9 protein-coding genes are annotated in these 12,047 nt (G+C 46.5%); 3 read left to right on the forward strand and 6 right to left on the reverse strand.

Features of this window, described 5'->3' with window-relative positions; all coding sequences use genetic code 11:
• Positions 1–35: 35 nt before the first annotated feature.
• The gene (locus AMS66_RS06170) at positions 36–1,166 is read right to left on the reverse strand and encodes an NADH-dependent flavin oxidoreductase (protein ID WP_053779951.1); all 1,131 of its coding nucleotides are present in this window, start codon (positions 1,164–1,166) and stop codon (positions 36–38) included.
• Between the two features lie 206 nt (positions 1,167–1,372).
• The gene (locus AMS66_RS06175) at positions 1,373–2,050 is read right to left on the reverse strand and encodes an SOS response-associated peptidase (RefSeq protein ID WP_053779952.1); all 678 of its coding nucleotides are present in this window, start codon (positions 2,048–2,050) and stop codon (positions 1,373–1,375) included.
• A gap of 232 nt (positions 2,051–2,282) precedes the next feature.
• On the opposite strand from AMS66_RS06175, the gene AMS66_RS06180 reads away from it, so the two are divergent.
• Both AMS66_RS06180 and AMS66_RS06185 read left to right on the forward strand, forming a co-directional pair.
• Positions 2,283–2,804: a zinc metalloprotease gene (locus AMS66_RS06180; RefSeq protein WP_053779953.1), complete on the forward strand. Its 522-nt coding sequence runs from the start codon at positions 2,283–2,285 to the stop codon at positions 2,802–2,804.
• A 43-nt stretch (positions 2,805–2,847) separates the two neighbouring features.
• Positions 2,848–3,522 (forward strand): hypothetical protein, encoded by a 675-nt coding sequence (locus AMS66_RS06185; RefSeq protein ID WP_053779954.1) that lies wholly within the window; start codon positions 2,848–2,850, stop codon positions 3,520–3,522.
• A gap of 386 nt (positions 3,523–3,908) precedes the next feature.
• On the opposite strand, the gene AMS66_RS06190 is transcribed toward AMS66_RS06185, so the two are convergent.
• From AMS66_RS06190 to AMS66_RS06205, 4 genes are all read right to left on the reverse strand, one after another.
• Positions 3,909–5,873 carry an AraC family transcriptional regulator gene (locus AMS66_RS06190; protein WP_144424425.1) on the reverse strand — a complete coding sequence of 655 codons (1,965 nt, stop codon included), beginning with the start codon at positions 5,871–5,873 and terminating at the stop codon, positions 3,909–3,911.
• Positions 5,874–6,019: 146 nt separating this feature from the next.
• On the reverse strand, positions 6,020–8,569 hold the full coding sequence (locus AMS66_RS06195) for a beta-mannosidase (protein ID WP_053779956.1): 2,550 nt from the start codon (positions 8,567–8,569) through the stop codon (positions 6,020–6,022).
• A 248-nt stretch (positions 8,570–8,817) separates the two neighbouring features.
• On the reverse strand, positions 8,818–9,849 hold the full coding sequence (locus AMS66_RS06200; protein WP_053779957.1) for a LacI family DNA-binding transcriptional regulator: 1,032 nt from the start codon (positions 9,847–9,849) through the stop codon (positions 8,818–8,820).
• A gap of 199 nt (positions 9,850–10,048) precedes the next feature.
• Positions 10,049–10,996, reverse strand: a complete 948-nt coding sequence (locus AMS66_RS06205; RefSeq protein WP_053779958.1) for a DMT family transporter — start codon at positions 10,994–10,996, stop codon at positions 10,049–10,051.
• 165 nt (positions 10,997–11,161) lie between these two features.
• On the opposite strand from AMS66_RS06205, the gene AMS66_RS06210 reads away from it, so the two are divergent.
• A complete protein-coding gene (locus AMS66_RS06210) occupies positions 11,162–12,037 on the forward strand; it encodes a LysR family transcriptional regulator (RefSeq protein WP_053780033.1) in 876 nt (291 codons plus the stop codon).
• The last annotated feature ends 10 nt before the right edge of the window (positions 12,038–12,047 follow it).

Raw genomic sequence — 12,047 nt, forward strand, 5'->3', positions numbered from 1 at the left:
TCCCGCTCCCTCCATTTCCAGTAAAATCATGTATCTTATTTATCGTCAGCCATAGGGAACCAGCCCGGTGTGTGAATGATGGCATTCCACAGTCCGTCAGGGATAACCAGACGCTCCTGATCCGATTTGGTGAGAATCGTCTCGATATCTTCTTCACGTCCGCTTTCGATTTTCTCGACCCAATCCGGCTCGATAATTAGCTCACGACCAATGGCAAGCAATGGCACGCCACTCTGAAGAGCTTCGGCTGCCTCGTCTGCGGTGTGGATGGAACCTACGCCAATGACAGGTAGTCTACCGCCCACACGGTCAAGGATAAATTCAATTCTGGAGCGGGTATCTGCTTCACCTCGTCTTGGCTTGGACCAGAACTCGTTGACGGATACATGTAGGTAATCCAGATTTTTATCTTTCAGCGCATCAACCAATGCATACGTCTCTTCCATGGTCAGTCCCGGTGTTTCTGGCTCTTCCGGGGAGAAACGGTATCCAACGATAAACGGCAGTTTCGTATGTGTAGCTACAGCCTTCTGGACTTCATCCACCACAGCGAGTGGGAATGTGAGACGTTTCTCAATGCTTCCACCCCAGCGATCTTCACGTCGGTTGGAATGTGGAGAGAAGAACTGTTGGATCAGATAACCGTTCGCACCATGAATCTCAACACCGTCAAATCCAGCTTCAATGGCACGACGGGTTGCTTCCCCAAAGTCCTTGATGATGGACGTAATTTCGTCATCAGACAACTCTCTTGGTACAGGAGACCCCGGACGCTCACTGGCAACAGCGCTTGGAGCAGCGACTTGACCCGCAGGTACCGCTTGTTCTGGCGTGAGACGACCTGCATGGAAAATTTGAAGTACGGCTTTGGAACCTTGCTGCTTAATCGTATCGGCCAGACGTTTCAGACCGGGAATAAAACTGTCGTCATAACTACCAAATTGAGCCGGAAAACCAATTCCATTCGGAGTTACATGGGTTACTGCTGTAACAGACATACCAGCACCGCCGGTACGACGTGCATAATAATCAAGTTCAGCGTCTGAAACAGTACCATCGGGATTCGAGGACATATGAGTCATGGGAGCGAGCACGATCCGGTTTTTCAGCGTAATGCCGCTTGGCAGTGAAACTTGTTCAAACATCGGGCTATACTTTGGATTCATTCGTGTTTCCCTCCTGATTAAACATCTCTTTTAATAGATATATGAATATATGCTTTCTATTACTGTAATTATTATAGTTACGTTTCATTCACATTGCAACTTTTCATTTTTTTTCAACACTTCTTCATTACACTTTATTTTCGCTGCTCAACCCAAAAAGACGGAGTGTCCTGTGACTCTCCGTCTCATTAAACCGCTTGCTCAGCTTAGAAACTGCGTACGTATGCCAGCTTCTGGTCCATCTCTTCCACACATTCATAACAATCATGCTCATCATTGGCTACCATTGGAGTAACCGGATATAGATTCATCTCTGTACTGTTGTAGGATTTCAACAAAGGCAGCAGCTGTGTCACTCGTGTGTTCGCCGGATCCAGCCAGGTATTGATCTCTTCTTCAGACAGAATCGCCGGCATTTTGCTGCCGAATTCGCGTGTAACCATGTTCGCCCCTGCCATCAGCATCGTGCAGGTACGCAGCGGCTGTTTACGTGTATCTTTCCATACCTCGTATAATCCCGCAATGCCAAACAATCCGCGATCCGGCATAACGACACGCACCGCATAGCTTTTCTTGCCTTCCTGACGCCAGTAATACAAACCATTACATGGAATAACACAACGCTTCGTCTCTACCAGCTTGTAGTAGGATGGATTCTCATGCACCGTCATGAGATTGGCGTTGACTGCATCGCGTCCCCAGAATGGAATAAATCCCCACCGGAACTCGTCCAATACGCGCTCTCCGTCCTGATGCAAAATAATCGGTGTGTGCTGAGTTGGGCTGATATTGTAACGGTTTTTGTAATAATACATCACCCGTTCAATCTTAAAATGATCTCTGACCTCATCCAAATCGGCTGCCAATGAAAAACGGTTGCACATGCTCGTGCACTTCCTTTCCCTGTGTGAAGTTGAATGTATTGTATTGTTTGTTATTGCAGGGAAATTATGCATGCATATATGGACAGCAATCGATTTTTTCTGACGAAAACAAGGTCTAATCCAGCAAAATCCTTTGTTTTCAACACGAAAACAAAGACTTAAGACTCATTTCAACAGCTCTATTCCTTGTTACTATAATAGAGAAAAAATACAATTATTGGAGGTTTTAAGCATGAAAAGGAAGTTTCTCATGAGCATCATGTTGTTTTCAGCCATCGCGATGTTCGGCAGTACCATTTATGCGGCAACTTTTCTAACTTACGGCTACCCGAGCTCCACCATCCCGATTCGTACTTACAACTACGCCTCCACATGGCAAGCCCCCATGGATGCATCCCTCAGCAACTGGAACAATGCCGGTGCCAAAGTACAGTTTACCAAAACGAGCAATTCCCCCAACACCATTACGGCCGGAAACTTCAATAACACGGCATATGGTGTCAACTACGCCTCGGTGTCTGGCAGTCAGGTCGTAAGCTTCCGCATTGAATTGAATGCAACCACCATTACGGCCGACGCAACCAACTTGTCCAACTTTATTCAAAGCGTATTCGTTCATGAGCTCGGACATTCAGTCTGGCTTGGAGACAACCCAACCACCACCAGCCCTTCCATCATGCTGTACTCCCGCAACCGAAACACAATGACTAAACCCCAAACCTTCGATATCAACAACGTCAGATCCAAGTATTAATCCGCTATTCTCAAACCCCTAAATCCAAGGAGGATTCCTACCCATGAAGAAAATTCGAGTATTAACGATGCTGGCCTCTTCCATTTTCATTTTGTCTGTTCTAGGTTGCTCCTCAGTTACGAGCAATACGGCTGCCAACAAGGATGAACCCATTACGATGATTGCTTCCGAGGACTTCCCCAGTTACTCCAGCATCGGCGATCTATCCGAGAGAGCAAACACCATCGTTAGAGGCAGTGTCATCCAAACACGGGTTGAAGCATTGAATGACATGGTACAAGCCCCTGCTGTAAATGAAAGTGCTCTGGATGAGCAATTGAACCCGGGCGGTGAGGATATTGTTCCTTTTGATAAAATCTATACGATTTATACGATTAAGGTTACTGAATCCTTCAAGGGAACTCCTGCTGCGGGGGACACTATTGAAGTGAAACAGCTCGGCGGACATCTGGGCAATACCGAGATTATTAACGATGACAATATCAAATTCATTCCCACCAAAGATTATGTGCTCTTCCTGGAAACGTATGAGGACACCCCGGCCAGCCTGCTGAATTCCGTGCAAAGCCTGTATGTGATCAAACCCGCAGCCAAATCGACTCAACCGGGTGAGCAGCAATCGAAGTCCGAAGTTGTTGTAAGCGCGAACCCTGAGAATGATCTCACGCTAAGCATCGAAGAGCTGCAAGAAATCCAGAACGAAGGTCAGAACAAATAACCTCATTGGACATGCACCGTCTCCCCCTCCTACTGTTCAGTCATATAAAGCAGAAACGTGCCGCTCAGTAGAAACTGGGCAGCACGTTTTTTTGAGTTTATGGTAGACTATGCCTGTTTGGTACGTATGAATCACTCACATATTTATTGGGAAATTTATTTACGTCCTGAACCTGTCTCCATTCCTTTGCAAGCTTCATACACCAGTGCATTGGATGGAACTATGCAAGGACCTCGATTGGAACTGGGGCCTTATGATATCGAAATCTTAGAGATTCAATAAAAAGTAACATCTATGAAGCTTAAAACAAAATGAACGATGAAAAGGCCCGGGTATGCACATAAAGTGCATCCGGGCCTTAAAGAATTGGCAGAAACAGCCTATCCTCATTGTGTTTGCTTATTCATTTTAATAATCCATTCAGCCAAATCCTGTGTCTGTTTCAGTAGAGCAATCGGATCACGGAACCAGGACTGCTCCTCCGTCCATATGTACACTCTTCCGTTTTTGACCGCAGGCAATGACCCCCATACAGGGTCTGCTTGTAAATCTTTAAGCTGTGATTCACTGGTCAGAATGATATAATCCCCAGCATATTTGGAGAGCAGCTCAATTGAAAATTCATGATATGCACCTTGCATTAACTCGGCAGGTACAACTGCGGGTGCTTGCAAACCAAGCAACTCATAGATGTTACGCCCGCCTCGGCCCGATTGATTACCAAAAATAAATACTTGGCGATCGTATTCCTGCATCACGGAGAATGTAGTATTAGCGGGAACGACGTCATGCACTTCCTGCTTTATTTTAGCAATTTCTTGATCGAATTCCGCCAGCCATTGCTTCGCCTCAGCTTGTTTGCCAAGAACCTCGCCAAAATAATCAACCTCTTCCTTCAGCGTAGGGAAAGTAATGGATGCGATAGAGACTGTTGGGGCAATCTTGCTGTATTTTTCAAAAGCAGTTTTGTCCGGATTCAAGGTAATAATAAGATCCGGTTCCAGTTCCATTAACTGTTCAATGGAGTCACCTATCGTTTCAAGTCCATCCATATGCCCTTCCAGATAAGGGCTATTCATGAGAAATTGTCCTCCAGCAATGGGTTTGACACCAAGAGCAAGGACCGTTCCCAAATAGTCAATTGCAGCGACTCGCTCCGGATGCACAGGAACCTCTACCTCTCCAAAGGTGGTATTTACGGTTTTCGTATCCACAATTGCCGGTTGTTCGGGTTCAGCCGCAGTGTCTGGTGTTCCTGCCTCTTGTCCGGTTGTCCCGCAAGCACTTAATGTAAACACAAGCACTAGTGACATGATGGCTGATCTTAACTGGTTAAACATGTTGATTTCCTCATCTCCATTATATTGATAATGATAATCATCATCAATTAAAGGATAACGTTCTGTTCCTCCTGTTACAATGGATTCATTTGTTGCATTTACTGTACTTTTTGAAACTCTATCCTTGTTCTCCCGTTGCTTTAATCGATACTGCCCTGGGGTGATGCCCATCTCTTTCTTGAACATGCGATTAAAATAAAAGGGGTCCGGATAACCCACATACGTTGCAATCTCTTGTAATGAAGCTTCCGTAGCAGAGAGCAGGGACCTGGCCTCTCCAATCCTCAACCGAATCAAATACTCGGTCGGTGTAACGCCGGTCTGTTCTTTGAATTTTCGTGACAAATATTGCGGGCTATAATTCAACGACTGAGCGAGCGAATCAAGCGAGATTGATTCACGAAAATGAGTTGTGATATAACGCAAAACCTGATCCGTTAATGAGAGTTGCTGATCTTCATTTCCCACTCGAATCTGCTGGTTCAATATAAGCTGTATCAGTTGAAAGAAGTATCCTTTCACCTCGATTTGGCCCAGTTGATCCTGTCCGGTCCAACAATTATGTATATTTCGAACAAGGTCATGCAGCTGAAGCGCGTTGTCCGGCTCTATTCCCCAGGAACGCTCAAAGGGATTGCTCTGTAACAGCATCATCCGATAGTCCAGAAGAACGTTGGAGGGCAGTGTTGATTTGTAAAAAATCAGATATACCTCTATAACTCCGGTTGCTTCAATAGTCAGACGCCTTCCTTTGCCTCCGTGCACCAATAGAAATCTGCCTGTAGACCACACCTCTTCATCCAACCAAATTTGCCCCTTGCCACTTACATACACAAACGCACTGGTTGGTAATATATAATTTCGATAACTTTCGTTTGTTGTTAATGATATAAGACGGACATCAAGCACGCGTACCTGAACCTGATCCCACAGCTTGATATCATCCTGAATTCCCATATAGACTTCCTTTCCTAAGCGATAGAACACGTCCAATGCCGACCATTGCGACAAAGAACCCACCTATAATTGATAATGATTATCAATTATAACAATGTTGGTCATATCTTTGAAGCCCATTTCCATTTTGGCGCTCAAAATAAAAAATCGTTGAAATCCCCCTACGGAAGATCTCAACGATTATGATGTTTAATGTATAATTACATTTTGATAAAGTCAGCCATGGAACGAACCTGGATGGCCCCCGCCTTGGAGATAGCGCCATCAGATCCTTGTAATTCCCCTCTGGATGTGAACTTAACCTTCACCGGAATGCCAGGAATGAGGTCGAAGAAATTGTCCGAGAACACGCCTTCTGCCTCTGTAGAAATCCACACTTGTTTGGCAAGCACATCACTTTCCAAGACCAGATGCACGCCATCGTTCTCGGTAACTTCGGTTACTTTAATTTGCGCTGGTTGCAGTGCAATGTCCTTTGATGGTGCAAAATAATGCTCCTGTGTGATGTCGGCTGCCCCATCCTGCTTCAAATCAATACGCAGCAATGTTGTTGCAGCATCGCGACCTTCCAGCCATTCCGCCTGGCTCAATGACAGCACCTGTTGACCAGAGTTGGATGCTAGAGCGACTTCATGCTCTTCCTCACGATATACCGAGCCATCAAAGCCAATCAGGCGTACCTGGAGTTTGCCTTTCACAGGTTCAAGCTGATCCGAGATTAGATAAATATCCGTCACGTCATCCTTCGTACCATCTACCGATACCAAGATATCGCTGAAGCTGCGTTTCGCGTAATATTGCAAGGCTTTCCAGCGTCCAAAGTAATCCATCCCCGCCCATGAAGCCACCGGCCAGCAATCGTTCATCTGCCAGTAGAGCGTTCCCATACAGAACGGTTTGCGGCGACGGTGCGCCTCAATCGCTGTTTTCATCGCTTCAGCCTGAAGCACTTGGCTCATATAGAGGAAAGATGGGAAATCCTTCGGTTCATGCATGTACATGTCCATGTATTGCTTGATCAGACGATTACCTGCCCCGTTCTTCTGATGCGCCAGCATGACTTCGGACTCCAGTGCCAGATCCTCTTCCTCCGCATACTTGCGAACCGAATCATACTCAGGGAAGGACTGGAAGCCATACTCACTCATGAAGCGTCCAACATGAACGTTGTAGTTCTCAAATGGCTCTACATTATGCCACACACCCCAATAGTGGATATCCCCTTCTGACGTGGAGGGGTGAGCATGCTGTTTCTCGTCTCCCGACAGTGATACCAGTGGTGAAGAAGGCCAATAATCCACACCAGGAGCATAGATTTCCACCACTTGCGGCAAAAGATCATGGAAAATAGCTTCGTAATCCGCCCAAATGCGTTCTCTTTGCTCTGCGTTGTAATCTTTTTTCCAACCCCAGCCGCCATCCTCAATGTAATGCGCCCACGCTGAATCAATCTCGTTATTACCACACCACAGCACGATGCTTGGATGATTACGCAGACGTTTCACATTATCAATCGCCTCATGCTTCACACTGTTCAGGAAAGCCTCGTCTCCAGGATACATGCTGCAAGCAAACATAAAGTCCTGCCATACGAGCAAACCATATTCGTCACACAACTCGTAGAACACGTCTTCTTCATAGAAACCACCACCCCATACACGGAGCATATTCATGTTCGACTCGGCAGCAGACACAATCTCATGCAGATAACGCTCACGTGTCACTTCTGTTATGAAGCTGTCATTGGGAATGTGATTTGCCCCTTTAGCAAAGACAGCAACTCCATTTAACTCAAAATAAAAGGATGCTCCCGCTTCATCTTTGTCACGAACCAGACGAATGGACCGAATACCCGTTTTGACTGTGGACTCAGCCACAGCCTGTTCACCCTGGATCACTTCCGTATGGAAAGAATACATATGCGGGTCACCCAATCCGCGACTCCACCACAGCTTCGGCTCAACAATCGAGATTGGAACTTCCACAGTCTGGACGCCCGGTTTCAGGGTTACAGCCTGCTCCCAGCTCTGTTCATCCGTTCCTACTCGAATAATCGCTTCTATGGATTGCGAAGTCTCTACTTCCACGATCGCAGTGAGCGAAGCGGAAGCAGCGGTTACTTCATTTTGCTGAATGAATACATCATTAACTCGTACGTCCGTCCAGCCTTCAAGGCGTACTTCACGCCAGATTCCGCTGGTTACAAAACGTGGACCCCAGTCCCAACCATAGTGATACGGGGCTTTCCGTGCAAAAATACTCACTCTTTTGTCGCCTAGTCCCCCCACATCAGATTGGTCATTCGAGGCAGGCAGTGCATATCTAAGCTTCTCCAGCTTCGGCAGGTCTTCATTTATTGGGGAACGAAAACGTATTCGGAGTATGTTGCCACTTGCCTTTACAACCGATTTCACGTCAGCTGTCCACACCCGGAACATATTATCCGCCGACAATACATGTTGTTCATTCACGTACACATCTGCATACGTATCCAGACCATCAAAGACCAGCTCCAGATGTTGTTGTGACAGCAATGCTTCATTAACTTCAAATTCGGTGCGATATTCCCAGTCTTTCTTGTCGATCCATTGAATTTCTTTTTCATTAGTTCCATAGAAAGGGTCCGGTATTTTACCCATTTTCAGCAAATCCGTATGCACACAGCCGGGTACGTGAGCCGGCATCCATTCTTGATCCTCACAGGCCTTGAATGTCCAATTCTGAAAAGTTTGCGATTGTATTTTGCTCATGACAGCCTCCGTTATCATTGAAGTCGTTTCAAAAACATTTTGTTAGGTTTTGTTATTATTAAAACGAATAACTTACAAAACAAAATTAACACGATATGCTTAATCCAGTCAATCTGTTTTGTGAATTATTTCTAAAAAACCATTTCCCACAAACAAAAAAGACATGAAGCCCAATCTCTCCATGTCTTTTCACCCCAAGTTTATATCATCCTGACGTGTGTTATTCGTATCATTCTAAATTCGCGTCGTTAACTTCCGGGCAAAATAGCATTGTACTCATCACGTATGATTAATTTTGAATAGATCAGCTTTCTTTCAAAAGGCCCGTCCGGATGTTCCATGCGCCACAATAACTGGTCCACCGCACGTCTGCCTAGATTCTCCTTGTCGATATGAACCGTAGCAAGAATAGGCTCTTCTGTACGGGTATTATCGAACCCGGTTACTGCACAGCGCTCCGGCACCTTGATGCCCCTGCTTTGGAGTGCACCAATCACAACAGCGGCCATGTGGTCGTTGGCACATACCATCACTTCGGGTATGTCCTCCATCTTCATGGCAACAATCGATTCCCGAATGTGTTCCAGATCGGGTCCCAGCAAATCTGCTTCTTGCGAGACCTGCAGCTGCATCTCTTCCAGTACCGAACGATAGCCAAGCCATCGCTCTCTGAAACTGGCTGCATCAGGCAATTCGCCAGCAAACTGTAGCCGCCTGTAGCCCTTTCCAACAAGCATCAGCACCAGTTCCTTCATGCATTTCATGTTATCTGTAAATACCGTATCTCCATGTATTGCCGGGTCCTCATGGTCAACCATCACAAGTGGAATATGTAGTCGATAGATCTCGAGCAGCACGGATGTGGAAATCGAACCGACAGTAATAATACCGCTGATGGCTTCGGGATTAAGCACCGAAAACATGCGATCCGAGGAAGGTTCCGTCAAGGTTAAGATATCCATGCCCTTCTCATTCAGGCGTGCAGATATTCCGTCAAATATGGGACCCCAGTACAGGGAGGAACGGTTCTGCGAACGAATGTTGGGGAATAAGATCAGAATAGTCCCTTGTCTATCCAGCTTAACCTCCTGTTTAGCAGGGTTTTCCATCAGATAACGCTTCGGTTCAGCTTTGAAATATCCGAGCTGTCCTGCCGTTCTGACAATCATCTCCCGGGTATGTTCACTGACACCGGGTTTGCCAGTCAACGCACGAGAGACTGCGAATTTGGATACGCCCGCAGCATCAGCGATTTGCTGCATCGTTACTCTTTTGCCCATCCTTCTCACCCGTTTTTCCTTTATTTTTCATTTAGTGTAGCATAAAAAAAGGGATTCAACAAAACAAGTTATGAAAAATTTAATTTTGTTAGGTTAATTTACTAGAGATTTTGAAAATCTCCTGGGTGAAATAACAAAAAAAGTTCCTCCACCACCTTCACGATGAAGATGATGGAGGAACTCTTACTTTAGTTCAAAACTATATGCCCGGTGCTCCCTGATCTCCCAGTTCGGTCTGTAATGCTGTCCGCTTTCTGCGCCAGAATAACGGATAAGGGACTCTGATCTCCGTAATCAGAACACCAATGAGCATCAGTGCCGCACCCGCATATCCTTGCATCGTAAGGGACTCCCCTTGAAAGGTAAACGCAAATGCTGCGGCAAACAACGGTTCGAGCGAAAAGATCAGACTCGTTCTCGTTGGTGAAGCATGCCGCTGGGCAAGTGTCTGCAAAATGTAACCAATCCCGCTGCACAGTACCCCCAGTCCCAGAATGGCAACCCAAGATTGCGGCGTATCAGGCAGTCGCGGTGTCTCCAGCATAAATGTCGCAGCCACTCCCCACAAGGCTGCCACGCCTAATTGAACCGTTCCCAGGATTAGCGGATCGTGCTTCGGCGTATACTTGCCAGCGATCATAATGTAGACCGCGTACATTAATGCTGCGAGAATGCAAAGGATATCTCCCATATGGAGACTGAGCTCATGCTGAAGTGTCAACAATGCAAGCCCGGCTACCGCCACGAGAATACTTAACGTTAACCGCAAATCTGGCAATCTTCGATGCTGGATTGTCGTCAGGATAGGCACGAAGATCACTGCCAAACTGATCAGAAATCCCGCCTGCGAAGCCGTTGTGCGCTGAACTCCATAAGTGATAAATACAAAGGCAGCAAATAACGCTGTTCCCATGATAACCCCTGCCACAAGCGTTCTTCGATCTATTCTGAACAGTCGCCGATGGAAAAGGACAGCTGCCGCGATAAAGGCAATGCCAAACCGAAAAGCGACCAAATTCAGCTCCTGCATGGACTCCAGTCCTGATTTCATAAACAGATAGGATGATCCCCATATTACCGTTGCGAGCAGCATCTGCAAATCCGCTCTTCTTGTTGCCTGACCTTGTGGTGCACGTACTCCGTTCATCTTGCTTCTACCTTCATTCTATGTATTGTAATCGATCCGAGGCTCTGTCGAACTAACTCGCCTTGGCAAGTATAAACGATCTCTTTGCATTATAAAAATGAATATTTATAATAGTTAATATGAAATAAACTCATGTATGAAATGAAGAGAGGAACGGAATCTTTCATGTCATTGGTCAAATATGAAATTTTGAATGCCGTAGTGGAATACGGCAGCCTTACGAAAGCAGCAGAAGCACTGAATATTACCCAATCTGCGGTCAGTCATGCGATCGCCAGCCTGGAGAACGAGTGTGGTTTTTCGCTGCTAAATCGAGGCCGCTCCGGTGTACGACTTACTGCCGAAGGGGAACGGATTCTGGGCTATACTCGTGAAATTCTGCGTTGGACGGAACTGATGAACCAGGAGATTTCATTAATTCGCGGCGCCGAGATTGGAACCGTTCGTATTGGCACATTCGCCAGTGTATCCACACAGTGGCTGCCTGGTATCCTGAAGCAATTTCGCCTGCGTCATCCTGGAATTGAAATTAAGCTGTGGGAAGGGGACTACGCAGAAATTGAAGGCTGGCTGGCTGGAGGCGCCATCGATCTAGGCTTTCTGTCCCTTGGTGATTCTTCGCCTTTTGAGACGATTCCATTACAAAAAGACAGGATGATGTGCATCCTGTCTCTAGAGCATCCACTCGCTTCGGAGAGGTCTCTCTCATTTGATGTATTGCTGGAACAGCCCTTTATTCTGCCCAAATGGGGCGGTGATAACGAAATCGAACGATTGATCCGGCAGTATGCAGCCAAGCTGAATGTGGTCTATGAAGTCGCCGAGGATCAGGCCATTATGGCGATGGTTCGAAACGGCCTTGGCATCAGTCTTTTGCCTGAAATGGTTCTTCAACACCATACCAACGAGCTGGCGCTGGTTCCACTCAATGGAGATCCCTATCGTACGATAGGCATAGCCTGCCCATCTCTCACCAACCTGTCCCCCGCCTCGCGCCGTTTCATTGAAGCGGTACGGGAATGGCTGACTCCATCGTTCTAATCGGTCAACC

It is taken from the genome of Paenibacillus xylanivorans (assembly GCF_001280595.1).
Taxonomy (GTDB): domain Bacteria; phylum Bacillota; class Bacilli; order Paenibacillales; family Paenibacillaceae; genus Paenibacillus; species Paenibacillus xylanivorans.